Source organism: Enterobacter sp. 186315 (assembly GCF_053290175.1).
In genome coordinates this window covers 19,046-44,588 of the sequence record NZ_JBPTTK010000003.1, presented here as the reverse complement: position 1 = coordinate 44,588, position 25,543 = coordinate 19,046, and the positions used below count along the sequence as shown (strand labels likewise).

Here is a 25,543-nt window from a genome sequence, read left to right as displayed (position 1 = left end):
TTTAATTTTAATTGTTCACGTAAACAATGATCTCCTGGTGGCGAAACGTCACCGGGAAAGCTATTTTCATTTTTAAAATTGTTCGCAACATAAAAGAAACGCTTGCACTGAAATAACTTTACATATTTCTATTTTGATAAGGGGTTAAAAAAGAAGAACCCGACAGCGATCGCTGCCGGGCAAAGGCTTACTCGAAGCGATAAGAAACCGACAGCCCAACGCCGTAGTTGCGTCCCGGTGCAGGTTCGTAATAGCGCCCGTTTGATTCGTTCACGATAACGGAGCCGACGTACTCTTTGTCGAACAGGTTATCCACCCGCCCGAAGATATCCATTCCCCAGTTGCCGTAGTTGAATTTATAGCCGGTATTCAGCCCTACAACCGTGTAGGAAGGTGCTTTCGCCGTGTTTTCGTCGTCCGCCATAATATCGCTCATGTAGCGCACGTCCGTTCCGGCGTACCAGCCTTCCTGCGGCTGCCAGCCAAACGAGGCGTAGCCCATGTTGCGGGCAATGCCCGGCATCCGGTTGCCGTTACAGTCCGCGTCGTTACAGACATTGGTGCGGTAGGTGGCGTCCAGATAGGTCCACGCCATTTTCAGCTTCCAGTTCTCGGCAAACTGCTGGTCAAGGGAGACTTCCACGCCCTGACGACGGGTTTTACCGGCGTTTTTATAGCTGGTGCGTCCGCCCGCGCTGGCATCCACGACAATCTCATCGTCGGTGTCGGTACGGAACAGCGCAGCGGTCAGCAGGCCGTTGCCGATACGGGTTTTACTGCCCACTTCGTACGTATTGTTGGTGGACGGCTTCAGGCCGATATTCAGCCCGCCTTTATCATCGGAACGATAGGAAAGCTCGTTGATGGTCGGGGTTTCAAACCCGCGTCCCGCCGCCGCGTACAGGTTCCAGGCGTCGGTCACGGCATACTTCACCGACCCTGCCGGGAGCCACTTGTGATAGCTTGTGTCGCCGCTGTCATCACCGTTTCCAGGCGTCACGTAATGGTCGTTTGAGTCGAACCACACGGAGCTGTAGCGCACGCCCGCGTCAACGGAGAGCTTTTGCGTCAGCTGCCAGCTGGTTTGCAGGTACGGGTCGACGTTCCACATCAGGTTGCGCTCGTTGCGACGCTTTTCACCCTTCACGCCATAGTCAGGCACGCCGTTATCCATCACGAAGTTCTGATATCCCCGGCGATCTTCGCTCAGGTTTTCGTAGTTCAGCCCCGTGGTGAACGTCACCGGAACCAGCAGTTCGCCCTTGTGCGTCCAGCGGCTGTCGATGCCCTGATAGTGGCGCTGCATGTCGATCACGCCGCCGGAGTGGGTGGCTTTCAGCTGCGGCTGATACGGAATCGACTGGTACTGCGTCATTTCGCGCTCGCCCGCGTACATCATGACGCTCAGATCGTCCTGCGCGCTCAGCTGACGGTCGTAGCGCAGCCCGGCCTGGGTCTGCTTGATGGTTTTGCGGGTGTTGTACTGATCGCCGCGCGGGGACTGGCGCGGGTTATCACGCCACTCCTGATAGTCCAGACCGCCCGGATCGTTGGCCTTCATGTCCACGCTGTTGAAGATCAGGGTCAGCTTGCTGACGTCGTCAATGCGCACGCCCAGTTTGGCGTTAGCGAGGTTTTTACGCGCGCCGCTGTGGTCGCGATAGCCTTTGGTGGTGAAGCGGGTGGTTGAAACGGTGTAGTCCACGTCCCCCGCGTGGGTGCCGTCGCCCATCGCGCCGGTGGCCTTCATGCCGTAACGCCACGTGCCGTAGCTGCCGTAATAGCTGCTGGCCTCGATGGTCGGCGGCTGCTGCCCGGTCTGGGTGTTAATGTTGATGACCCCGCCGGAGGCGTTACCGTACAGCGCCGAGAACGGCCCGCGCAGCACTTCAACGCTGTCGATGCTGGTGAGGTCGATGTTTGACGTCTGGCCCTGACCGTCCGGCATGGTGGCCGGAATGCCGTCCACGTACATGCGGATGCCGCGCACGCCGAAGGTGGAGCGTGCGCCAAAGCCGCGCATAGAAAGCTGGAGATCCTGCGCGTAGTTCTGGCGATTCTGGATTTGCAGGCCAGGGACGCTGCCGAGGGACTCAGACAGGTTGATGCGCGGGGCCGCCTGGCGCATATCGTCGCCGTTGACCACGCTCACGGCGGCGGGGGTATCAAGCTCTGACACGGTTTGCGGCGTGGCGCTGACGATCATGGTCTGTTCTTCTGCGGCCAGCGCGGCGGCAGGGGCGACGACGGCAGGAACCAGCAGCAGCGGGAGAGTAGCCTTCTTGGCAAAAAAGATTTTCATGGAGTAAACCGGTTAAGGATAAAAACGAACCAAATGGAACATGTGCATACATGTTAAATGTTTTGTAAATCTTTTGAAAACTATAACCGCACATTGCGTTAATGAAAGGGCGTGAGGGAAAGAAAAACTCCACATTCATCAGATTAATGATTACTATTCTCATTCATATTAGGGCAAAGCCACGACTTTGCCTGTCGGAAGCGATGTCAGCGGCTAATCACCTCGTTTAAAAAGGAATTGTTATGTCTTTACGTCATCTGTGCTCTCCACGCCTGCGTAGCGCTCTGCTGTTGGGCTCCTTAATGCTTGCCGGAAGCTTCCAGGCCCAGGCCGCCGACGACATGCTGCGCAAAGCCGTGGGTAAGGGCGCGTATGAGATGGCCGTGAGCCAGCAGGAAAATGCCCTGTGGGTCGCAACTTCCCAGAGCCGTAAGACCGACAAGGGCGGTATTGTTTATCGTCTGGATCCGGTGACTCTGGAAGTAACGCAGGCCATTCATAACGATCTCAAGCCGTTCGGTGCGACCATCGACAACGCGACCCAGACGCTGTGGTTTGGCAATACCACCAGCAGCGCCGTGACCGCGATCGATGCGAAAACGGGCGATGTGAAAGGGCGCCTGGTGCTGGACGAGCGCAAGCGCAGTGAAACGGTCAAACCGTTGCAGCCGCGCCAGCTGGTGGCCGACGAGACGACCAACACGGTTTACATCACCGGTGTGGGTAAAGAGAGCGTGATTTGGGTGGTGGACGGCGCGACGCTGAAGCTGAAAGAGACTATCGCCAATACGGGCACCTACAGCACCGGCCTGGCGCTGGACGCAAAAGCAAAACGCCTGTACACCACCAATGCCGACGGCGAAATGCTGACGATCGACACCGCGACCAACAAGATCCTCAGCCGTAAAAAAGTGCAGGACGACGGTAAAGAGCATTTCTACCTGAACCTGAGCCTGGACACCGCCGGACAGCGCGCGTTCCTGACCGATTCAAAACAGCCTGAAGTGCTGGTGGTGAGCCTGAAAGACGGCAGCGTGATGGAAAAAATCGCCGCCCCGGCCTCGCTGGCCGTGCTGTTTAACCCGGCGCGTAACGAAGCCTACGTAACGCATCGCGAGGCGGGTAAGGTGAGCGTGATCGACACCAAAACCTACAAAGTGACCAAAACCTTCGATACCCCGGTATTCCCGAACAGCCTGGCGCTCTCGGCGGATGGTCAGACCCTGTACGTGACGGTGAAACAAAAATCGACCCGCCAGCAGGAAGCGACCCAGTCTGACGATGTGATTCGTATTGCGTTGTAACATTTTTTGCCCGGTGGCGCTGCGCTTACCGGGCCTACACTCATGCAGACCGTAGGTCGGGTAAGGCGTCGCCGCCACCCGACATAAAAAAAGGGAAGGCAAAATGCCTTCCCTTTTTTATTTTAATGGAACCTGATTAACGCTGCGTTTCTTCAACCAGCGGGCCGTCCTGATGCCCATCATCATGATGAACCGGTGCGGTGCTGTGAATTTCGTTAACGCGTTTGCGCACGCCAAACCATCCGGCAATCAGCAGCACGGCCAGCAGCGGAATGGTGGCAATGGTGTAGGTGCCGTTCGGGTAGTCGAACGCCATCAGCACCAGCACGCTGAACAGGAACAGCAGGGTCAGCCAGGAGGTGACCGGCGCGCCCGGCATCTTAAAGCTCACGTCAGCGGCTTTCCCTTCTTTAATCGCTTTGCGCAGACGCATCTGGCACACCACGATAAAGGCCCAGGAGGCAATAATGCCCAGCGCGGCGACGTTCAGCACGATCTCAAACACCTGAGAAGGCACCAGATAGTTCAGGAACACGCCGAAGACATAGACAACCAGCGTTGCGAGGATGCCCGCGTAAGGCACCTGCTGTTTGCTCATTTTCGACATGAACTTCGGCGCAGATCCGCCCATCGACATCGAGCGCAGGATACGCCCGGTAGAGTACAGGCCGGAGTTAAGGCTGGAGAGCGCGGCGGTCAGCACCACGATATTCATGATGCTGCCAACGTAAGGCACGCCAAGCTTCGAGAAGAAGGTCACGAACGGGCTCTGACCCGCCTGATAGGCGTTCCACGGCAGCAGCAGCACCAGCAGCACCACGGAGCCAACGTAGAACAGACCGATACGCCAGATCACGCTGTTAATCGCTTTTGGCACCATGGTCTGCGGATCTTTACATTCGCCCGCCGCCGTACCGACCAGTTCAATCGAGGCAAAGGCGAAGACCACGCCCTGAATCAGCACCAGCGCAGGCAGCAGGCCGTGCGGGAAGAACCCACCGTTATCGGTTATCAGGTGGAAGCCGGTGGCATTGCCGTCCAGCGGTTTACCCGTGCCGAGGAAGACCGTACCGACCACCAGGAAAATCACAATTGCCAGCACTTTGACCAGCGCAAACCAGAACTCCATCTCGGCGAACCACTTAACGCCGATCATGTTCATGGTGCCGACAATCGCCAGCGCGCCAAGGGCAAACACCCACTGCGGCACATCGCCAAACGCGCCCCAGTAGTGCATATAGAGCGCAACGGCGGTGATATCGACGATACCGGTCATCGCCCAGTTAACGAAGTACATCCAGCCCGCCACGTAGGCGGCTTTTTCGCCGAGGAACTCACGCGCATACGAGACAAAGCTGCCGCTGGAAGGGCGGTGTAACACCAGTTCGCCCAGCGCGCGCAGAATGAAGAAAGAGAAGATCCCACACACCAGATAGACCAGGGCGAGAGCAGGGCCAGCCATTTGCAGACGTGCGCCTGCGCCTAAAAACAGACCTGTACCAATCGCGCCGCCGATGGCGATCATCTGTACCTGACGGTTGCCCATCGCTTTGTGGTAGCCCTCCTCATGGGAGTTCAACCAGCGACGTTTCGCAGCGTGATGCTCGGCTGCGCTTTTATTGCTTGTTTTCATTGAGTTACCTGTTTGCCTGTCTGAACCGTTATTTTTTCATCCCCGGCAGAGTACGAACCAATCGATTGCCTCTGCGCAGGCACATGCTGCCTTTCCAGTCTTTCTGCGTGTGGATAAGGCGAAACATGGCGAGGCATCCTACCCGCAATTGATAAGTGACGCAAAATATAACCGTGCCGAAAGTGATGCATGTCGAAGGAAATCGTGTGGTCAGAGCAGACGGGGATCGCAACGCGCTGAATCGTGGCGAGTTTTTAGTCAAATGCGCCAGCGTAATGGCTCATTAATCATCAGTTTTCCTTAATGGTTTCCAACGGGGATTGATGAAATCAATTCATAAGGACAAGCATGTTTACGCTGTAGTGCTCATGAAAAATTAGGCCTAGAGTTGCCCTGTACAACATACCGCGAGATGAGGTGAATGATGCAGCAGCGACAGTTAGGACAAAATGGTTTAACCGTATCGGCGTTAGGGCTGGGGTGCATGGGGCTGAGCTTTGGCTACGGCCCGGCGACGGACAAGCAGCAGGCGATTTCTCTGATCCGCGCCGCGGTCGAACGCGGAGTGACCCTGTTTGATACCGCTGAAATCTATGGCCCCTATATCAATGAAGAGGTGGTCGGCGAAGCGTTGGCGCCGGTGCGCGACAGCGTGGTGATTGCGACTAAATTTGGTTTCGATTGCGATATGCCGGGCCAGGTGCTGAACAGCCGCCCGGAACATATTCGCACTGCGGTAGAAGGTTCTTTAAAGCGCCTGAAAACCGACTATATCGATCTTTACTATCAGCACCGCGTCGATCCGGATGTGCCGATGGAAGAGGTGGCGGGCGCCGTTGCGGATCTGATTGCCGAGGGCAAAGTGAAGCATTTTGGTTTGTCAGAGGCGGGCGCAGAGTCAATTCGCCGCGCCCATGCGGTATGCCCCGTGGCGGCGTTACAGAGCGAATATTCCCTGTGGTGGCGTCAGCCAGAGCAGGAGATCTTACCGTTGCTTGAAGAGCTAAATATTGGCTTTGTTCCGTTCAGTCCGTTGGGTAAAGGCTTCCTGACCGGTGCGATTGACGCCAATACCACCTTCGACAGCAGTGATTTCCGCAACAGCGTCCCGCGCTTTAGCGAGGCGTCGCGTCAGGCAAACCAGCGGCTCGTCGAGGTGGTTAAGGGACTGGCAGCGGAGCAGGGCGTCACGCCTGCACAGATCGCGCTGGCGTGGCTGCTGGCAAAAGCGCCGTGGATCGTGCCTATTCCGGGTACTACCAAACTGCACCGTCTGGAAGAGAATCTGGGGGCGGTTAACGTGACGCTGTCACAAGACGCGCTCGGTAATATCAATCGGGCGCTGGCAGAGATTGACGTTGTCGGCGATCGTTATCCTGCGCATCTGATGTCGCGGGTGGGTAAATAACCTACGCGTGACGCAACGCGTCAACCAGCAGCGAAAAGGCGGTGGTGTGCTGGCGGCGGCTTGGGTAATAAAGGTGATAGCCGTCAAACGCCGGGCACCACGCCTCCAGCACCCGCACTAGCCGTCCCTGAGCGATCGCGCCCTGGACGGTGTCTTCCGGCACGTACGCCAGCCCCAGTCCGGACTCCGCCGCGTCAATACGCTGCGGTAGGCTGTTCAGCGTCAGCTGGCCCTCCACGCGCACGCGCAGTTCGCGCCCGTCGCGTTCAAACTCCCAGGCGTACAATCCCCCGCGCGTCGGCAGGCGCATATTGATGCAGCGATGCTGTGCCAGCTGTTCCGGGGTTTCCGGTACGCCAAAACGCGCCAGATAATCGGCAGATCCCACCACCGCCATGCGCATATCCGGCGCGATGCGTACCGCTATCATATCTTTCGCCACCTGCTCGCCGAGGCGCACCCCGGCATCAAAACGCCCGTCAACGATGTCGGTTAAGCCGTTGTCCACGGTGACCTCCACGTTGATATCCGGGTACTTCGCCATAAATGTCTTCAGCACCGGCCACAGCACGGCGCTCATGGCGTGCTCCCCGGCGGTGAGCCGAATGTTTCCGGCGGGCCTGTCGCGGGTATCGCGCAGTGCGGTAAGCTCCTGTTCGATTTCCAGAAGATGGGGGCTTAAGCGCATAAAGAGCTGCTCGCCTGCCTCGGTCGGCGCAACGCTGCGGGTGGTGCGGGTCAGGAGACGCACGTCCAGACGGGCTTCGAGGTTACGCATGGCGTGGCTCAGGGCCGACTGGGAAACGCCGAGCTGCGCGGCGGCGCGGGTAAAGCTGCGCTCCCGGGCGACCACCATAAACGAGAGAAGATCGTTGAAATTGTCTTTCAGCATAGTGGGTTACCCGATTAATGAATTGTGCTCATGGTTCCTTTCTGATTATGCAGTCTAATCCCCGCGGCACCTTTGCGCTACTGTTACCCCAACAGCAAACGAGGAGTACAGCATGAAAATTATCCGTAGTGGTTCATTACCTTCTGTGCAAGGCCCGCAGGCGTGGTTCACGGGAACGGTGCGTATTGATGCGCCGTTCCAGGCGACAGAACCGGCCAAAGTGGGCGGTGCCACGGTGACCTTTGAGCCGGGAGCGCGAACCGCCTGGCACACCCATCCGCTGGGGCAAACGCTGATCGTGACTCAGGGGCGCGGCTGGCTCCAGGAGTGGGGTAAAGAGGCGCAGCCGCTCAATCAGGGCGATATCGCGTGGATCCCGCCGGGCGTTAAGCACTGGCACGGGGCCAGCGCGCAAACGGCGATGACCCACATTGCCATCGCCGAAGTAGTTAACGGCAGCCCGGTTGAGTGGCTGGAGAAAGTGACCGATGAGCAGTATGAAAATAGCTAATTGACGAAGGTCACGATCGCCTGTTTCTGAAGTCAGCTCTTTATTAAATGCGTCTTGAGGTTATGATTTGTGGCTGACTAATTAACAAAACAGAAACAGGTTAACGCGTGAAGATAAATATCATCGGCACCAGCGGGAGTGGAAAAAGTACGCTTGCCCGGCGCATCGCGACAAAACTGTCTATTCCCCACATAGAGATGGACAGGCTTTACTGGCGTCCAGACTGGCAGGGAACGCCTGACCCTGAGCTATTCGACAAACTTGAAGCGATACTTTCCGCCTCGCCTGACTGGGTGCTCGACGGCAACTACAACCGCACGCGGCCCATTAAGTGGCGCAATGTGGATATGGTCGTATGGGTGGATTATGGGTTTACCCGCACGCTCTGGCAGGCGGTGACGCGCGCGTTCAAACGCGCCTGGAACAAACATGAACTGTGGCCCGGCACGGGAAATCGTGAAAGCTTTCGCCGCTCCTTCTTTAGCCGGGAATCCATCATTATCTGGACGATCAAAACCTGGCGCAGCAACCGCGAACGTTATGAAGCCGATCTCCGAAACCCGCAATATTCTCACATTAAGTTTGTCCGTATCACCACCAGGAAGCAGGCGGAATCGCTTATTTCATCGCTCCTTTGACATCGCTAAATGCGCCCTGCATTTCTATTTTCCGGCAAACCAAATGTAAATTAATTGTTTCTCAGTGGTGAATTCGCCCTTTAATAATGACGACATGTTAAGTCAAACGAGAAAACAACATGTCATGGCGAATCAGCATTCTGGATAAAAGCCCCATCGCTGAAAACGAAACGGCCGCCGATGCGCTGGCGCGTACCTTGAGCCTGGCGCAGCAGGCGGAAACTCTGGGCTATCACCGCTTCTGGATTGCCGAACACCATAACACCCCTCAGCTTGCCAGCCCGTCACCGGAGCTACTTATCGCCTGGATCCTCGGGCAAACCCGACGCATTCGCGTGGGCTCGGGCGGCGTCATGCTTCAGCACTATAGCCCGTACAAAGTGGCGGAAAATTTCAACGTGCTGGCGGCTATCGCGCCGGGTCGGGTCGATCTCGGCGTCGGGAAAGCGCCGGGCGGGCTGCCGCTCTCTACCCGCGCGTTGCAGCAGGGCGTAGATCCTCAGGAAAAGGGCAGCTTTGCAGAACAACTCTCCCAGCTGGACGGCTGGCTTCGTGGCGACAACTCCTCAAACGACGTGGCCGTTCGCGCCACGCCGCAGCCGCCGGTTCCGGCGCAGGGGTTTTTGCTGGGGGCGAGCACCGACAGCGCGCTGCTGGCGGCCCAACTCGACTGGCATTTTGTCTTTGCCGCACACCTGAACGGCGACCCGGAACTGCTGCGCGACGTCATCGCTACCTGGCGTAAAAACAGCGTGCGTGAGGTGATTGTCGCGGTGCAGGCCATCGTGGCGGATACGCAGGAGCAGGCCGACGCGCTGGCGCAAAAGGTTGAAGTCTGGGGCGTGGAGCTGGCAAACGGCCAGCGCGTGACCGTCGCCAGCGAAGAGCAGGCTTACGCTTTTGCGCGTCAGGCCGGGAGCGAGCCGGTGCGCATCGCCCGCCGCGCGCAGTCGTTGCTGGCGGGCACGGCGGAGTCGGTGCTTGAACAGTTGCAGGCGCTGCACGAGCAGTGGGGCATTGACGAATTTATTATCGATACGCCGATTGCCGATGGCGCAACGCGTATTCAGTCCCTGCGCCTGCTGGCGCAGGCGCGTCTTAACCGGGAGGTCACCGCATGAGTTTTGCTGAACAGCTGATTGCCTGGCGCCGCGAGCTGCACCAGAACCCGGAACTGTCGGGTCAGGAGGTTGAAACCACCGCGCGACTTCGCCAGTGGCTGACCGGGGCCGGTATCACGCCGCTGCCCTATGACCTCTCAACCGGGCTGGTTGCCGAGATAGGCTCGGGGCAAAAGCTGATTGCGCTGCGGGCAGATATCGATGCGCTGCCCATCGAAGAGCGCAGCGGCGTGCCCTATACCTCGCAACGATCCGGGGTGATGCACGCCTGCGGCCACGACATTCACACCAGCGTGATCCTCGGTGCGGCGCTGAAGCTCAAAGAGCGCGAAGCCGAACTGCCTGGCCGCGTTCGCATCCTGTTCCAGCCGGCCGAAGAGAACTTTGGCGGAGCGAAAAGCATGGTCCGCGCCGGGGCGCTGCGCGACGTTAGCGCCATCTTCGGCATGCACAACGAGCCGGGGCTGCCGGTGGGGGAATTTGCCACCCGGAGCGGGCCGTTCTACGCCAACGTCGATCGCTTTGTGATCCGCATTACCGGCAAAGGGGCGCACGCAGCGCGTCCTCATGAGGGTAACGATGCCATCCTGCTGGCAAGCCAGCTGGTGACGGCGCTGCAAAGCGTGGCGAGCCGCAACGTGAACACCCTGGATTCGGTGGTGCTGAGCGTGACGCGTATCGCCGGGGGGAATACCTGGAACGTGCTGCCGGAGAGCGTCGAGCTGGAAGGGACGCTGCGCACCCACCGCACGGAGGTGCAGCAGAACGTGAAGGCGCGGGTAGGCGAAATCGCCGCCGGGTTCGCCAGCGCGTTTAGCGCCCAGATCGACATCACCTGGTATGCCGGGCCCACGGCGCTGGTCAACGACGAGCGCTGGGCCGAATTTGCAACCTCGGTGGCGTGCGAAGCGGGATACGAAACGCAGCATGCGCCGCTGCATATGGGCGGCGAGGACTTTGCGGTCTATTTGCAGCAGATCCCGGGAGCCTTTGTCAGCATCGGCAGCAACAGCCCGTTCGGATTGCATCATCCGTCGTTTAATCCCGACGAAGCCTTAATTGAGCCCGCTGCCCGCTATTTTGCACAGCTTGCGGAAAAAGCCCTGCATCACGTTTAAAAAACAGAGGTAACTATGACGACAACCCGACAACTGCGGCTGGGAACCATATTGCATGGTGCGTCCGGGAATATGTCCGCATGGCGTCATCCGGCGGCTATCGCCGATGCCAGTATTAATTTTAACTTTGTGAAGGACACGGCGTTAAAAGCGGAAGAGGGCAAGCTGGATTTTTTATTCGTTGCCGACGGCCTTTATATTAACGAGAAATCCATTCCGCATTTTTTAAATCGCTTCGAGCCGCTCACGGTCTTATCGGCGCTCGCCAGTATTACCTCCCGTCTGGGGCTGGTCGGCACCTTATCGACCTCCTACAGTGAGCCGTTTACCGTCGCGCGCCAGTTTGCCAGCCTCGATCACCTGAGCAACGGCCGGGCAGGCTGGAACGTGGTGACCTCACCGCTGGAAGGCTCCGCGAAGAATTTCTCTCGTGATAAGCATCCGGAACACGCCCTGCGTTACCGCATTGCCGACGAATATCTCGACGTGGTGAAAGGGTTATGGGATTCCTGGGAAGACGATGCCTTTGTGCGCAATAAAGAGAGCGGCCAGTTCTTTGATCCGGAAAAACTGCACGCCCTTAACCATCAGGGGGATTTTTTCCAGGTCGCCGGGCCGCTGAATATTGGCCGCACCCCGCAGGGTCGTCCGATTGTATTTCAGGCGGGCGCGTCGGACGACGGTAAAAAGCTGGCGGCGAAACATGCGGATGCCATTTTTACCCACCACGACACGCTGGAAGAGGCAAAAGCCTTTTATCACGACGTGAAACAGCAGCTCGAAATAAACGGCCGACGCGCAGCGGATCTGCATATTTTCCAGGGCGTCAGCGTGATTGTCGGTAACGATGCCGACGACGTTGAAAGTCAGTATCAAACCACCGCCGCGCTGGTATCGATTAACGATGCGCTGAACTATCTCGGGCGGTATTTCGAACACCACGACTTTAGCCAGTATCCGCTGGACGAGCCGTTCCCGGATATCGGCGATCTGGGGCAGAACAGTTTTCGCAGCACTACCGATGAGATCAAACGCAACGCCCGCGAACGCGGCTTAACCCTGCGTCAGGTGGCGCTGGAGGCCGCCTCGCCGCGCCCGCGCTTCTCGGGCACGCCGGAAGAGGTGGCGGACGGGCTACAGGCGTGGTTTGAGGGCTACGCCGCCGACGGTTTTATCATTCAGGGCGGTACGCCGGACACCTTCCCGCGTTTTGTCGACCAGGTGGTGCCGGTTTTGCAGGCGCGTGGCCTGTTCCGCACGGAATACCCTGGCACCACGCTTCGCGAAAGCCTGGGTTTAGAACAACCTAAAAATCAGTTCACACAACAATAAAAGAGAACCGTCGCTATGCAGAAAACATCGCTTATTCTGGCGCTCGCGCTGGCCTTTACTCCTGCCGTCTGGGCAGAGAATGTGAATATTAACGGCACGGGCGTGAGCATCGAGGCCAACAAAACGCCGATCAACACCGCTAAAAACGGCGCTGCGGTGGCGCAGCTGCCGAAAGATTATCGCTTCGCCGTACCGGGAAAATTTACCGTGGCGGTCGCCGCGCTCAACTCCCCGCCGCTGACGGTGTTTTCCGACGACAACAAAACCCTGCTCGGCAGCGAGGTCGACGTGGCGCGTCTGGTGGCCGACAGCCTGGGGCTGGAGCTGAACGTGGTGCCCACCTCCTGGGAAGACTGGCCGCTTGGCGTCGCGTCCGGGAAGTATGACGCCGCTATCAGCAACATCACGGTGACCAAAGAGCGCAAAGAGAAGTTTGATTTTGCCACCTACCGCAAGGATTCGCTGGGCTTCTACGTCAAATCCACCAGCCCGATCGAGGCAATTGAGAAAGCGGAAGATATCGCCGGGCTGCGCATCATCGTAGGCTCTGGAACCAATCAGGAGGCCATTCTGCTGGCGTGGAACGCCGAGAACCTCAAAAAAGGCCTTAAGCCGTTCACGCCTGTGTATACCAAAGACGACGCGGCACAAACCCTGGCGATCCAGTCCGGGCGCGCGGACGCCTTCTTCGGGCCAAACGTGATTGGCGCGTGGAAAGCGGCGTTAACGGGTAAAACCAAGCTGGTGGGCAGCGTTGACGGCGGCTGGCCGAAGGCGGCGCACATCGCCGTCACCCTGAAAAAAGGCAGCGGCCTGGTGGAGCCGGTTCAGACCGCGCTGAACGGCGTGATTAAAAACGGGGATTACGACAAAGTGCTGAACCGCTGGGGGGAAGGGGTTGAACGCATACCTAATTCCGAAGTTAACCCGGCGGGTCTGGGCGATTAAGGGGGCTTTATGAGCGAGCAATTTCGTGACGTGTCGCCGGAGGACGCCGATCTTCAGCCCATTATCGAAGGGCTGTTCGGTGAATACGCCGCCCGCTATGGCGACTATTTTTCCAAAGACGCGGAAGTGGAGCTGACGGAGTGGTATCTGGCGCCGCAGGGGTTATTCATTGTGCTGGAGCGCGACGGGGAGATCATCGCCACGGGCGCGTACAAACCCTTTGACGATCGCACCGCTGAGATCAAACGCATCTGGACCGATAAAACCCTGCGTAAGCAGGGGCTCGCCGGGCGCGTGGTGCAGGAGCTGGAGCGCCGGGCGGTGCTGGCGGGCTATAGCCAGATTTACCTCACCACCGGTTTTCGCCAGCCGGAAGCGGTCAGGCTGTATATCAGCCAGGGCTATCAGCCGCAGTTCGATCTCAACCGCGATCCGGAAGAGTACAGCCAGCCGCCGTTCGACGGACGGCTGCGCTTCACCAAAACGCTGGTACGCGAAGCGTTCAGTAAAACCGCATGAGGAACGACGATGAACAACGTTGAAACCATAAAGGTGGTCCCGGCGCGTTACCCGCTGCGCGCGGTCGGTGCCGTGGCGGCGCTCTTTGTGCTGGCCGTGGTGATCCAGTCCGTGGCCTTCAACCCGCGCTGGGAATGGGCCGTGTTCGCCCGCTGGTTCTTCGATCCGGTGATCCTGGAGGGCCTGGGCCAGACTCTGCTGCTGACGCTGATCGGCACCGCCCTGAGCGTGGTGATTGGCGGGATGCTGGCGCTGGCGAGGTTATCCTCCTCCTGGCTGTTGAGCAGCCTGGCCTGGGGCTATATCTGGCTGTTCCGCTCGCTGCCGCTGATTGTGGTGCTGATCATCCTGTATAACTTCTCCTACCTCTACGACACGCTGTCGCTCGGCGTGCCGTTTACCCGCATCACCTGGGGCAGCTTTGAAACCATCAACGTGCTGGGGCAGTTCTCCACCGCCGTGGTCGGGCTGACGCTGGTGCAAAGCGCCTACACCGCAGAGATTATTCGCGGCGGATTCCTCGGGGTCGACCACGGTCAGTACGAAGCGGCCGCCGCGCTGGGATTACCGGCCTGGCGACGCACCGTGCGCATTATCCTGCCGCAGGCGCTGCGCACTATTCTTCCCGCTGGTTTCAACGAAATCATCAGCCTCGCGAAGGGCACGGCGATGGTCTACGTGCTGGCAATGCCGGAGCTGTTCTACACCATTCAGATGATCTATAACCGCACGCAGGAAGTCATCCCGCTGCTGATGGTCGGGGCGGTGTGGTATCTGGTGATTACCACCGTATTGTCGATTATTCAGCATTTAGTGGAACGCGCGCTGGCCCGCAGCGAACGCCGCTCGGCGGTAAATCAGAACCGCGCCAGCAGCCGTACCCGCACGGTTACCACCACGCAAACACAGGAGCCCGTCCATGCAAGCCTCTCCTGAAGGACACATTTCCATCACCGGCGTCAGTAAGTTCTTTGGCCGGCATAAGGCGCTTGATAACGTCACGCTGGAGATCCCGCCGGGATCGGTGACGGTGATCCTCGGGCCGTCCGGCTCCGGTAAATCGACGCTGCTGCGCACCATCAACCATCTTGAACGCGTTGACGAGGGCTTTATTCAGATCGACGGGGACTACATTGGCTACCGCCGCCAGGGCGACAAGCTTTACGAGCTCAAAGAGAAAGAGATCCTCAAACAGCGCGTCAACGTGGGCTACGTTTTCCAGAACTTTAATCTGTTTCCCCACCTGACGGTGCTGGAAAACCTGATTGAGGCGCCGATTGCCCACAAGCAGCTGAGCCGCAAAGAGGCCATCGACCGCGCGCACGGCCTGCTGGACGTGGTGGGGCTGCGCGATAAGGCCGACGCCTGGTCCCGGCATCTTTCCGGCGGTCAGCAGCAGCGCATCGCCATTGCCCGCGCGCTGGCGCTGCGTCCGCGCGTCATGCTGTTCGACGAGCCGACCTCGGCCCTCGACCCGGAACTGGTGGGCGAGGTGCTGGACGTCATCAAAAAGCTGGCCCGTTCCGGCACCACGCTGGTGGTGGTGACCCACGAAATCGGCTTTGCCCGGGAAGTGGCGGATCAGGTGGTATTTATGGTCGACGGCAAAATCGTTGAGCAGGGCAGCAGCGACGAGGTGTTGAATCGTCCTTCGCACGCGCGAACGCGCCAGTTCCTGTCAAAAGTGCTGTAAGGAGCAAGTATGAAATATGGCGTTTTGGCGCTGCTGGGCGTGGCGTTTACGGGGCACGCCAGCATTGATTTAAAAGCTAACGAGCAGCCGCTGCCGGTAACGGTCGATCCGCAGGCGGTGGCGAAGATCCCGGCTGACTATCAGTTTGTGGAGCCGGGGACGTTAACCGTCGCCATTTCCGCCCTCAACTCGCCGCCGCTGGCGCTGCTTGCGAGCGATAACCGCACGCGTATCGGCAGCGACCCGGATATCGCCCGCCTGCTGGCGGGCAGCCTGGGGCTGAAGCTAAAGCTGGTGCCGACCGCCTGGGAAGACTGGCCGCTGGGGATCTCCTCCGGGCGCTACGACGTGGCGCTGGTGAACATTGCGGTGACCGAACAGCGTAAAGAGAAGTTTGATTTCGCCACCTACCGCGTCGATTCGCTGGCGTTTTCGGTGAAATCCACCAGCGACGTTCAGTCGGTGAAAAGCGCGGAAGATCTGGCAGGGAAGAAGGTCATCGTCGGTTCTGGCACCAATCAGGAGCGCATTCTGCTCGGCTGGAACGAGGAGAACAAACAAGCGGGACGCGAGCCCGCGCTGCCGGTTTATCTGACCGACGACGCTTCCGGCAATTTGTACATCCAGTCCGGCAGGGCGGACGTGTTCTTCGGCCCGCAGTCGGTATCGGCCTATAAGGCCGCGCTCACGAGCAAAACCCGCGTGGTCGGCTTAGGGCCGAAAAAAGCCTACGTCGCCACCACCACCAAAAAGGGCAATCAGCTGGTGTATGCGCTTCAGGCGGCGCTGGACGGTGCGATTAAACGCGGAGAGTACCAGAAGGTGCTGGCGCGCTGGGGCGAGCAGGGCGAAGCGGTGGCGCAATCGGAGGTTAACCCGCCTGGGATAACCTATTAGGCCTGGTGGGAGCGAAGCTGCGAAATGCGACATCTGGCTTTTCTGAACTGGATCTGAGTAAAAAAAATCACTCACTTGTGAAATGGTTACCTTAGCGATTACCCATTGCACGCCATCGCAGAGCAGGTCGGATGCAGTTCCGTTTCGGGGACAGTAGACTCAGCAACACCGACAACATATTCGTCGCTATCCGGGCTTTAGACTTCTTTATCTGTCACCCCGAAATGTATACTCTACTTATGGATTTAATAACAACATCAGGGAAAAAAGATGGCAGGTGAAAACTCAATCGGCGGTGGTTCACAATTCGGAAACATGGGGCCAAATGACCCCTACGGCAGTGGCGGCGGCAGTAGCGGAAACAATAAACCTGGCGGAAATAGTGGCGGGAATGGGAGTTCTGGAGGAACATCTGGTACTCCTGCTCAAAAGAAACAAGCGTCTGATATTCGGAATGACCCGGTTATCCGCCAAAAACTGGTAGAGCTTACCCGGAAAGCTCAGTTGATGAATTCGGCAGCTAAGGTCTCCATTGACAGTATTTCCGCTACAGGTGTTATGGAAGTATCCATTACGGGACTCGATGTTTCACAGGCCAGCACTATTGGACTCAGTGGGCTGATAGGGCTAAAGACGGTAGCGGGGAACTTTACGTTTGGTAAAATTGAGACCGGACATAAAATACCGGGCACAGGTCAGCAACATGGTAGTGCTGTAGGGAATCTAGTGTCTGAAGCTGTTGAAGAGGAAAATAAAAAAAATAGCAAACCCTCGCTGGAAGATCGGGTTAATAAATATTATTCCGACCGTCCTTCCCGAAAAGCTCTGATGAACCTGTATAAAGAAATGTTACGTACGGGTAAGATTCCGGCAGCAGCGAGAGGGAACCTGCTCAAGTCCCTTCAGTCAATGCTGACTGAAGATAAAAAACTGGCCGCAGTTGCAGCTGAAAATAAAAAGAACGAAGCTGATGCACTCCTACAGGCCAGTGATATTATTTCTGATGTTGGTGAAAAGGTCAGTAAAACACTGGGTAATAAATATAACTTGGTTGCGAAAGATATTGCGGGTAATATCAAAAAGTTCCAAGGGAAAAATATTCGTAATTTTAACGATGCGATGAAGTCCCTGAACAAACTAATTTCAAACCCAAATATGAAGATTAATCAGGCAGACAAAAATGCGCTGATTAACGCATGGAAACATGTGAATGCCTCTGACATGGCAAACAAATTAGGTAATCTCAGCAAAGGTTTCAATATTGCTGGTACTGTCTTGAAGATTGAGAAGGTCAGGGAAAAAAGTATTGTGGGTTATGAGACAGGGAATTGGGGACCACTAGTTCTGGAGGTTGAATCATGGATTGTGAGCGGTGTGGCCGGGAGCATCGCACTGGGGTTATTTTCAGCTATCGTTGGAAGCGCGCTTCTGAGCGCTGGTGTTTCTTTAACGATAGTTGGAATCATGGGTATTATTGTTGCGGTCATCGTTTCCTCCATGATCGATGATAAACTAGTTGATAAAATAAATAATGAAATAGTCCGCCCCGCTCATTAACGAAAAAGAAAGGCGGTATTACCGCCTTTCTTTAACCAGTTTATATGCGATGACAGGAATAAGAAGAATGAAATAGGTCAAAATGAACACTGAAAGATATAGACCAATATAAAACAATAACAATGTTACATCATTACTAGACATTAATTTTACAGGCCTACCAGTCGTGGTTAACTCTACATTTCTGAACAAAAGCATGTACACATAAAAGAAATAAAAGAAGGGGCCAAGCAGACACGAACGAATTAGCGCTGAATGTTTGTAAGGCTTGATTAACTTTCTTTTTTTAAATGAACAGATAAATAAGGCAAGTGCGAAGAATGGTGCTGTTTTACAATAAACATCCATGGCTTTTGTCATCAGTGGATTTGCCAGTGATGTCACTGCTGGAAGACTTGCAGTTCCTGAAACTATATCACTCAGTACAAGCGAGTCGGGATTACATAAATATATTGTGAAAATAACCAGTAGCGGGACAATGCCAATTGCCATAAAAAGATACATTATCCTGTTTGCTGCATTATTGCTTTCAGTTTCAGTTATACTCATTTTTCTTTAACCTCTCCTTTACCCCGTCCCGCCGGTTCTTCATGTTTTCCTTTACCAGGAAAGATTTTACGCTCCTATGATATATCTATTTTTTGCGGCGTCTATATATTTGTAAATTACCAGGCTTTGGATAAAACGATTAAATTCCCGGATGATTTGCCGCTAATGTGGGCTCTAAACCGTTGATAAATACATGTCGGGCCGATTTCAAATGCAGGTCACTACACTTCGCCCTCACCATACCTATTAAGGCTGCTCTACACTTAGGGTTTTATCCCTGAGAGGGCAACACGATGAAACTCTATGGCGTACCCGGCTGGGGATCGGCCATCAGCGAAGTGATGCTGACGCTGGCCGATATTCCGTATCAGTTCGTTAACGTGGACGGGTTTGACCAGCCCGGCCCACAGCGCGAGCTGTTGAAAAAGCTCAATCCGCTGTGTCAGGTGCCCACGCTGGAGCTGGAAAACGGGCAGATCATGACCGAAACGGCGGCGATTGCTCTGATGGTGCTCGACCGCTGCCCGGATCTGGCTCCGCCCGTAGGTAAAGCCGAGCGCCAGCAGTTTCAGCGCCTGCTAATCTGGTTCGTCGCTAACGTTTATCCCACCTTTACCTTTGCCGATTACCCTGAGCGCTGGGCGCCCACCGCGCCAGGCGAGTTACAGAAAAACTGCATCGAGTACCGTAAATCACTTTACCTGTGGTTTGACAGACAGCTAAAAGCCGCCCCGTTTGCGCTGGGGGAACAATTAACGCTGCTTGACGTTTATATCGCGGTGGCTCGTACCTGGGGGCCGCGACACGACTGGTTCGCGGCCAACACGCCAAACATCACCGCTGTGGCAGATTCGGTGTGCGCGCTGCCGGAACTGCACAAGGTGTTAAAGGCTAACGAGATTATCTGATAACGTTGGAAGGCGATTACATAAAAGGAAACCTGCAAATGCCACACGTAGATATCAAATGTTTTCCCCGCGATTTGAATGACGAACAAAAATCCGCCCTGGCGGCCGATATCGCCGAGGTGATTATTCGTCATTTCGACAGCAAAGACAGTTCAGTATCGGTTGCGCTGAACCAGGTGCAGCCGGAAGAGTGGAAAGCGCAGGTCTGGGACGTTGAGATCGGCCCTAAGCTGGATGAGCTGATTAAGAAGCCCGGGTATTCGATGTAAGCCTCGTTGCCGGGTGGCGCTGCGCTTACCCGGCCTACGAAATGGCTGGAATATGTAGGCCGGGTAAGGCGAAGCCGCCACCCGGCGATTAACCATACAACTCTGGATGTTCTTTCAGCATCGCCAGCATGCTGTCTCTGATCTCATCCTGCGCATCATGCATCCACACCGCCTCCAGCGGCATTCCCGTGGCTTCCGGTCCCGTTAGCTGCACAAACTTCACGCCCGCGACCTGAAAACGGCTGCTCCACGCAGGCACAATCGCCAGGCCAATCCCGGCGGCGACCAGGTTGATAATGGTCTGTTTCTCGTCCGCCATCTGTGACACTGTCACCTGAACGCCAGCATTGTGAAACAGGTTCATGGTCAAATCATGGCTGTGAGGGCGAGAGCGTCGCTCCGGCAGGATCATCGGCATTCCCTCCAGCTCGCGGATCTCAACCGCGTCCCGGTCGGCGAACGGGTGACTCGAAGGAAGGGCGAGGATCCCCGGCTCATGGCACAAAAACAGGCGGTCAAACTGCGGGTCGAGCTGGGCAGGCGGGCGGATAAACACCAGATCGAGCCTGCCGCTTTTAAGCTTCGGCAGGAGATGCACGGTTTTATCTTCGTACAGCTGGATCTCCACCTCAGGGAAACGCTGGCGAAAAAGTTGCAGTAACCCTGGCAGCAGGCCAATCGCGGCGCTGTCGATGGTGCCAACGCGTAAAAGCGGCTGGACGCGGCGCGGATTTTGACGAAATTGCAACATAATCGCATCGGCATGGGCGAGGAGCTTTCGCGCCTCTTCGCGCAGCAATATCCCGTTTTCCGTCAACGCCACCCGGCGGGTCGAGCGGGTAAACAGCCGTGTGCCAAGTGCTTCTTCTAAAAGACGAATGTTCCTGCCAAGCGCAGACGGAAGCATATCCAGACGATGTGCCGCCTCACCAAAATGCAGGGTTTCTGCGACCGCCAGAAAACAGCGTAAGTGCTGAAGTTCCATTTTTACCCACCCTCGATTATTGCATTTTTTTGTATAAACCGTAGCGCATGATCCTGCAAGAAAAATCAGCATACTCATTCACAGCAGCCCGACTGCGACCCTACATAAAAAATTATAAGGAACACACCTCATGACCTGCACAATCGAACAACGGGTCATGCGCAAGATCACCTTGCGCATCGTACCCTTCATCATGCTGTTGTATTTCATCGCTTTTCTCGACCGCGTAAACATCGGCTTCGCGGCGCTCACCATGAACGAGGAGCTGGGGTTCTCGCCCGCCGTATTTGGTTTTGGGGCGGGAATATTCTTTCTCGGCTATTTCCTCCTCGAAGTGCCCTCAAACCTGATCCTGCATAAGGTCGGCGCACGTATCTGGATCGCCCGGGTGATGATCACCTGGGGGCTGGTCTCCGGTGCGATGGCCTTTGTTCAGGGTACGACGAGCTTCTACACGCTGCGCTTTTTGCTCGGCGTGGCGGAAGCCGGATTCTTCCCCGGCATCATTCTCTATCTCAGCTACTGGTTTCCGACGCAGAAACGCGCTCAGGTCACGGCGATCTTTATGGCGGCGGCACCTATCTCTACCGCGCTCGGCTCGCCGGTGTCCGCCGCGCTGCTCGAAATGCACGGCCTGATGGGCTTTGCGGGCTGGCAGTGGATGTTCGTGCTCGAAGCCGTTCCGGCGGTCATTCTGGGCGTGGTGGTGCTGTTCTGGCTGACCGACCGCCCGGAAAAGGCCAAATGGCTTGATGACGAGGAGCGCGGCTGGTTGATTGCGACGCTTGCCCGGGAAAACGCCGCGAAGCAGGCCACCGCCCAGCACAGCGTCTGGAAAGGGCTGCTGGATAAGCGCGTTCTTGCCCTGTCGCTGGTCTATTTCGGTACCTCTGCCGGGCTGTACACGCTGGGCATTTGGTCGCCGCAGATCATCAAAACCCTGGGGATTTCATCGATGTCGGTCGGCCTGCTGAATGCCGTGCCCGCCGTGATTGCCGTCTGCGCGATGGTGCTGTGGGCGCGGCACTCGGATAAAACCGGCGAACGTCCGTGGCACGTTATCGGCGCCTGTCTGCTGGCGGCGGTAGGGCTGTTTATGGCCGGAAATGCGGCCAGCGTTATCGGGGTTATCTTCGCTCTGACCATCGTCAACTGCGGGATCAGCGCCTCTAAACCGCCGCTGTGGAGTATGCCAACGCTGTTCTTATCAGGCTCGGCGGCGGCGGCGGGGATCGCCACCATCAACTCGCTGGGCAATCTGGGCGGTTTCGTCGGGCCGTTCATGATTGGCCTCATTAAACAGCAGACCGGCAGCTATACGTGGGGCCTGTGGTTCGTGGCCGGGCTGCTCATTCTCTCTTCGCTTGTTGTCCTGTGGCTGTCGGCATCCGCCCGAAAAGCCCAGGCCAGCGGCACGCTGATTCAACCAAAACATTAATAAGGAACATAACTATGAAAGCGTATTCAATTGCCGCTATTCCCGCAGATGGTATCGGCCCGGAGGTGATTTCCGCAGGGGTGGATGTGCTTCACGCGCTGGCCGAGCGCCAGGGAAATATCCGTTTCGCGGTTCATACCTTTGAGTGGGGCTCTGATTACTATAAAACGCACGGGGTGATGATGCCGGAAGACGGGCTGGAGCAGCTGAAAGCGTTCGACGCCATCTATTTTGGCGCGGTCGGCGCGCCGGACGTGCCGGACCACATTACGCTGTGGGGCCTGCGCCTGCCGATATGTCAGGGGTTTGACCAGTACGCGAACGTGCGTCCAACCAAAATCCTGCCGGGCATTCAGTCGCCGCTGCGTAAGGCGGTGCCGGGCACCCTCGACTGGGTCATCGTGCGTGAGAACTCTGAAGGTGAATATTCCGGTCACGGCGGGCGTGCGCACCGGGGGCTGCCGGAAGAAGTGGGTACCGAGGTGGCTATTTTCACCCGTACCGGCGTCACCCGCATTATGCGCTACGCGTTTCGTCTGGCGCAGTCTCGTCCGCGCAAGCTGTTAACCGTGGTGACCAAATCTAACGCCCAGCGTCACGGGATGGTGATGTGGGATGAAATCGCCGCTGAGGTGGCGCGCGAATTCCCGGATGTGACCTGGGATAAAATGCTGGTGGACGCCATGACGGTGCGGATGACGCTGCACCCGGAATCGCTGGACACCATTGTGGCCACCAACCTTCATGCGGATATTCTCTCGGATCTGGCGGGGGCGCTGGCGGGTAGCCTGGGGGTAGCGCCGACGGCGAACATCGATCCTGAGCGTCGTTTCCCGTCGATGTTTGAGCCTATCCACGGCTCTGCGTTTGATATCACCGGTAAGGGCATCGCAAACCCGGTTGCCAGCTTCTGGACGGCGGCGCAGATGCTGGAGCACCTCGGGGAAACGGATGCGGCAACCCGCCTGATGTCGGCGGTTGAGGTCGTATGCGCCGAGGGGATCATGACGCCTGACGTAGGCGGCACGGCCAATACCCGAGAGGTCACCCAGGCGGTGATCCGCGCTATCCGTGAAGGTTAAGCCTATGGTTCAGACAAACGACAGCGCCCTGAGAGGGGCGCTTACTGAAATCTTCATGGCTGCCGTGAAAAGCGCCGACCCGCACGAAGCGCTGATCGGCGCGCTGCCGGAAACTTCCGCCTGCTGCTTACCCGCGCGCCCCAGCTTATCGACGCGGTGAGAGATGAACTTCAGCTTGGTCAGAAAAACGTCCTGTTTAACGGCAAGCGGTTTGGCTGCGTGTACAGCCTGAAAATGGATCTCAGCGGGATCCCCGACGAATTTACCTACCATCTTAAAACCCGCATTCATCGCAGTGATGCTCAGGGTGCCGATGAAACCCCATATCGGCAGATTGCCCAGCAGGTTAAATCCCCAAAAGAGCGGCTTAAGCTGGCGCTGGAAAGCGGGTTGTCCGTCACGCCTCTTGACGGCCTGTTCTGGTTTGGCATTCAGCGTATTGCCGCAGACGTGCAGCGGTTAAGAAAGGCTGGGGTGAGGATAGTGACGTCGGAAACCGAGGTGTTTGATAGCCTGACGGGAACGGTGAGAAGGGTGCCGGAGTATAGGCTGGCAGGGCAAGCGTAGCCGAAGATAAAAGTCCTTAAGGCGCCAGGATGTTCGACAAACGACTGTCAGGAGTGAGGCTGTCGTTATTCGCCATATCCATCAATAACGCGATGCCAATATAATTGCTCCAGTTAAAGGTATTTTGTAGCACGACCACCGCATTGCCTCTCTTTTTATCAAAACCAATAAAGCTTGAGTAACCGCCAATATAGCCAACCTGATAAGTGATTTTTTCCACGCCGATAAAATCTGTGGTCCAGGCAATACCCTGAACACCGTCGGGACGCTGAATATCGGTATTGCTGACTTCGGCAAACACGTTATCGAGTAAGGTATTGTGGGTAGTCGATACGTGATAGTGAACATAGGCGGCGAGATCTTCAGCGTTACTGTACAAACTCGCGGCCGCCACCATATTGTTGGAAAAATGCCAGTCCGGCGTGAGCTGCCCGCGCGGAATGAATTTAGGCTGATCGCCTGCATGGCCAAGGGCGCGTTGTGGATAGCCTTTTAGCTGCTCGGGGATAAAGCTACTGTTAGCCATGTGCAGCGGCTGGAAAATATACGTTGATGCTAATCGCTGAATATCTTCGCCGGTCTTATAGTGCAGGATATAGCCGATAAGGGCGTAGCCCAGATTAGAATATTCCGGCACTTTTTGCTGCGGTGCCTGCCAGTTATCCAGATAACGCAGCACGTTATTGCTATCCAGTTCTGTATAGAAATTTTCACCGCTGCCTAAATAGCGGATGAATTTGCCCAGCATCGGAATATCCATATTCTGACGCGGCAGGCCGGAGGTGTGCGTCACCAGTTCCAGTAGGGTGATTTTTTGCGCATCCACGCTGAGCGGCGTACCCGGTGGCAGCAGCGTCCCGAGGTTATCGTCCCAATGCAGCCGCCCTTCATTCACCAGGCAAGCCACCACTTCAGCGGTGATCCCTTTGCTCAGCGAGCCGAGGGCAAACAGGGTATCTGGCCGGATCGGGTACTGATGAACCGCATCGGTGACGCCCCAGCTGTAAAACTGCGGAGAGCCGTGATGATGGATCACCGCAACCGTCATTCCAGGCACGGATTTTTGCGCCATATAGTGGCGCACCACGCTATCAACGTCGCCGTCCAGCGATTGGTGAGTAAAAAGTTCCTGAGTCCCCTCAGGGGAGGACATTTGCGAGAGCGTGCCACAGCCGGTGAGAGAAGGGATAACAAGCAGAAGCCAGCGATAATCTTTAATTCTATTCTGCATACCGGGTAGCGTGGATGATGGACATAAGCGGGCCGGAATGTATCACACTCAGAGGGCTTTAACGTAATATAGGCCACGATTTTTGACCGAATTAGGCGATCAGGGGAAGGCACAATGAAAATTAAAATACTCGTCAGCGCCTGTCTTATGGGCTTTCGTGTTCGTTACAACGGAAGTGAAAAAGCGAAGGTGATATCGCAACTTGCCCTGTGGGAGCAAGAGCGACGCCTGGTGATCCACTGTCCTGAACTGGCCGCCGGTCTGCCTGTTCCGCGACCACCCGCCGAAATTTTGTGTGCCGATGGTTCTGATGTTATGCACGGGCGGGGCAGAATCATCGAGAATACCGGCCACGATGTGACCGAACACTATCAGCTTGCAGCCTGGCTGGCGCTACGCACCGCCCAGGAAGCGGGTTGTCGCGCTGCATTGTTAACCGACGGCAGCCCAACCTGTGGTAGCCAGAATATTTATGACGGGTCTTTCAACAATATTCGCAAAGCTGGTATGGGTGTGGCTGCATCACTCTTTGCCGAACACGGGATTGCTGTTTTCTCTGAGACGCAGATCCCGGCACTCATTCATTGGATTAAGGAAAGAGAGGGTTAACTTAATCCTGTTTATGATGAAACCAATCTGAA

General features: G+C 56.6%; 22 protein-coding genes and 2 pseudogenes. 18 read left to right on the top strand and 6 right to left on the bottom strand.

Annotated features, from left to right (window positions below; all coding sequences use genetic code 11):
* Positions 1-187: 187 nt before the first annotated feature.
* Positions 188-2,302 carry a TonB-dependent receptor PqqU gene (gene pqqU / locus ACSVHP_RS04315; RefSeq protein ID WP_447551097.1) on the bottom strand — a complete coding sequence of 705 codons (2,115 nt, stop codon included), beginning with the start codon at positions 2,300-2,302 and terminating at the stop codon, positions 188-190.
* Positions 2,303-2,544: 242 nt separating this feature from the next.
* Between pqqU and yncE the strand changes: the two genes are divergently transcribed.
* Positions 2,545-3,606: a 7-bladed beta-propeller protein YncE gene (gene yncE, locus ACSVHP_RS04310; RefSeq protein ID WP_447551096.1), complete on the top strand. Its 1,062-nt coding sequence runs from the start codon at positions 2,545-2,547 to the stop codon at positions 3,604-3,606.
* 136 nt (positions 3,607-3,742) lie between these two features.
* Here the strand turns inward: yncE and ansP are convergent, their stop codons facing one another.
* Positions 3,743-5,239, bottom strand: a complete 1,497-nt coding sequence (gene ansP / locus ACSVHP_RS04305) for an L-asparagine permease (protein WP_234672356.1) — start codon at positions 5,237-5,239, stop codon at positions 3,743-3,745.
* Between the two features lie 424 nt (positions 5,240-5,663).
* On the opposite strand from ansP, the gene ACSVHP_RS04300 reads away from it, so the two are divergent.
* Entirely contained in the window at positions 5,664-6,647 is a 984-nt protein-coding gene (locus ACSVHP_RS04300) for an aldo/keto reductase (RefSeq protein WP_447551253.1), read from the top strand.
* Position 6,648: 1 nt separating this feature from the next.
* Here ACSVHP_RS04300 and ACSVHP_RS04295 read toward each other — a convergent pair whose 3' ends face one another.
* Entirely contained in the window at positions 6,649-7,539 is an 891-nt protein-coding gene (locus ACSVHP_RS04295) for a LysR family transcriptional regulator (RefSeq protein ID WP_447551095.1), read from the bottom strand.
* Between the two features lie 112 nt (positions 7,540-7,651).
* Here ACSVHP_RS04295 and ACSVHP_RS04290 point away from each other — a divergent pair, with 112 nt between their 5' ends.
* The 10 genes and pseudogenes from ACSVHP_RS04290 to ACSVHP_RS04245 all read left to right on the top strand — a co-directional run bounded on the left by ACSVHP_RS04290 (position 7,652) and on the right by ACSVHP_RS04245 (position 17,873).
* Positions 7,652-8,050 (top strand): (R)-mandelonitrile lyase, encoded by a 399-nt coding sequence (locus ACSVHP_RS04290; RefSeq protein WP_447551094.1) that lies wholly within the window; start codon positions 7,652-7,654, stop codon positions 8,048-8,050.
* Positions 8,051-8,157: 107 nt separating this feature from the next.
* Positions 8,158-8,688, top strand: a complete 531-nt coding sequence (locus ACSVHP_RS04285) for an adenylate kinase (RefSeq protein ID WP_447551093.1) — start codon at positions 8,158-8,160, stop codon at positions 8,686-8,688.
* 119 nt (positions 8,689-8,807) lie between these two features.
* Positions 8,808-9,809 carry an LLM class flavin-dependent oxidoreductase gene (locus ACSVHP_RS04280; protein ID WP_447551092.1) on the top strand — a complete coding sequence of 334 codons (1,002 nt, stop codon included), beginning with the start codon at positions 8,808-8,810 and terminating at the stop codon, positions 9,807-9,809.
* The gene (locus ACSVHP_RS04275; protein WP_447551091.1) at positions 9,806-10,927 is read left to right on the top strand and encodes an amidohydrolase; all 1,122 of its coding nucleotides are present in this window, start codon (positions 9,806-9,808) and stop codon (positions 10,925-10,927) included. The genes ACSVHP_RS04280 and ACSVHP_RS04275 overlap by 4 nt, the downstream gene beginning before the upstream one ends.
* 15 nt (positions 10,928-10,942) lie before the next feature.
* Positions 10,943-13,207: pseudogene (locus ACSVHP_RS04270) on the top strand (NtaA/DmoA family FMN-dependent monooxygenase).
* A gap of 9 nt (positions 13,208-13,216) precedes the next feature.
* Complete coding sequence (locus ACSVHP_RS04265) at positions 13,217-13,726, top strand: GNAT family N-acetyltransferase (protein ID WP_234672370.1); 510 nt, start codon at positions 13,217-13,219, stop codon at positions 13,724-13,726.
* 9 nt (positions 13,727-13,735) lie between these two features.
* Positions 13,736-14,662: an amino acid ABC transporter permease gene (locus ACSVHP_RS04260; RefSeq protein WP_417312827.1), complete on the top strand. Its 927-nt coding sequence runs from the start codon at positions 13,736-13,738 to the stop codon at positions 14,660-14,662.
* Positions 14,646-15,419, top strand: a complete 774-nt coding sequence (locus ACSVHP_RS04255; protein ID WP_234672373.1) for an amino acid ABC transporter ATP-binding protein — start codon at positions 14,646-14,648, stop codon at positions 15,417-15,419. The genes ACSVHP_RS04260 and ACSVHP_RS04255 overlap by 17 nt, the downstream gene beginning before the upstream one ends.
* 9 nt (positions 15,420-15,428) lie before the next feature.
* On the top strand, positions 15,429-16,316 hold the full coding sequence (locus tag ACSVHP_RS04250; protein ID WP_447551090.1) for a transporter substrate-binding domain-containing protein: 888 nt from the start codon (positions 15,429-15,431) through the stop codon (positions 16,314-16,316).
* A 270-nt stretch (positions 16,317-16,586) separates the two neighbouring features.
* Entirely contained in the window at positions 16,587-17,873 is a 1,287-nt protein-coding gene (locus ACSVHP_RS04245) for a colicin-like pore-forming protein (protein ID WP_447551089.1), read from the top strand.
* Positions 17,874-17,891: 18 nt separating this feature from the next.
* Here the strand turns inward: ACSVHP_RS04245 and ACSVHP_RS04240 are convergent, their stop codons facing one another.
* On the bottom strand, positions 17,892-18,422 hold the full coding sequence (locus tag ACSVHP_RS04240) for a colicin immunity protein (RefSeq protein ID WP_447551088.1): 531 nt from the start codon (positions 18,420-18,422) through the stop codon (positions 17,892-17,894).
* Positions 18,423-18,715: 293 nt separating this feature from the next.
* Between ACSVHP_RS04240 and ACSVHP_RS04235 the strand changes: the two genes are divergently transcribed.
* Both ACSVHP_RS04235 and pptA read left to right on the top strand, forming a co-directional pair.
* Complete coding sequence (locus ACSVHP_RS04235) at positions 18,716-19,330, top strand: glutathione S-transferase family protein (RefSeq protein WP_447551087.1); 615 nt, start codon at positions 18,716-18,718, stop codon at positions 19,328-19,330.
* A 38-nt stretch (positions 19,331-19,368) separates the two neighbouring features.
* Positions 19,369-19,599 (top strand): tautomerase PptA, encoded by a 231-nt coding sequence (gene pptA, locus ACSVHP_RS04230; protein WP_234672379.1) that lies wholly within the window; start codon positions 19,369-19,371, stop codon positions 19,597-19,599.
* Between the two features lie 88 nt (positions 19,600-19,687).
* Here the strand turns inward: pptA and ACSVHP_RS04225 are convergent, their stop codons facing one another.
* The gene (locus tag ACSVHP_RS04225) at positions 19,688-20,584 is read right to left on the bottom strand and encodes a LysR family transcriptional regulator (RefSeq protein ID WP_447551086.1); all 897 of its coding nucleotides are present in this window, start codon (positions 20,582-20,584) and stop codon (positions 19,688-19,690) included.
* A 130-nt stretch (positions 20,585-20,714) separates the two neighbouring features.
* On the opposite strand from ACSVHP_RS04225, the gene ACSVHP_RS04220 reads away from it, so the two are divergent.
* The 3 genes and pseudogenes from ACSVHP_RS04220 to ACSVHP_RS04210 all read left to right on the top strand — a co-directional run.
* Positions 20,715-22,022 (top strand): MFS transporter, encoded by a 1,308-nt coding sequence (locus tag ACSVHP_RS04220; RefSeq protein ID WP_447551085.1) that lies wholly within the window; start codon positions 20,715-20,717, stop codon positions 22,020-22,022.
* Between the two features lie 14 nt (positions 22,023-22,036).
* Entirely contained in the window at positions 22,037-23,104 is a 1,068-nt protein-coding gene (locus ACSVHP_RS04215) for a tartrate dehydrogenase (protein ID WP_447551084.1), read from the top strand.
* A 51-nt stretch (positions 23,105-23,155) separates the two neighbouring features.
* A pseudogene (locus tag ACSVHP_RS04210) lies at positions 23,156-23,671 on the top strand (helix-turn-helix domain-containing protein); the annotation flags it as partial.
* Between the two features lie 16 nt (positions 23,672-23,687).
* Here the strand turns inward: ACSVHP_RS04210 and ACSVHP_RS04205 are convergent.
* Positions 23,688-24,902 carry a serine hydrolase domain-containing protein gene (locus ACSVHP_RS04205; protein WP_447551083.1) on the bottom strand — a complete coding sequence of 405 codons (1,215 nt, stop codon included), beginning with the start codon at positions 24,900-24,902 and terminating at the stop codon, positions 23,688-23,690.
* Between the two features lie 114 nt (positions 24,903-25,016).
* Between ACSVHP_RS04205 and ACSVHP_RS04200 the strand changes: the two genes are divergently transcribed.
* Positions 25,017-25,511, top strand: coding sequence for a DUF523 domain-containing protein (locus ACSVHP_RS04200; RefSeq protein WP_447551082.1), 495 nt, complete (start codon positions 25,017-25,019; stop codon positions 25,509-25,511).
* Positions 25,512-25,543 lie beyond the last annotated feature (32 nt).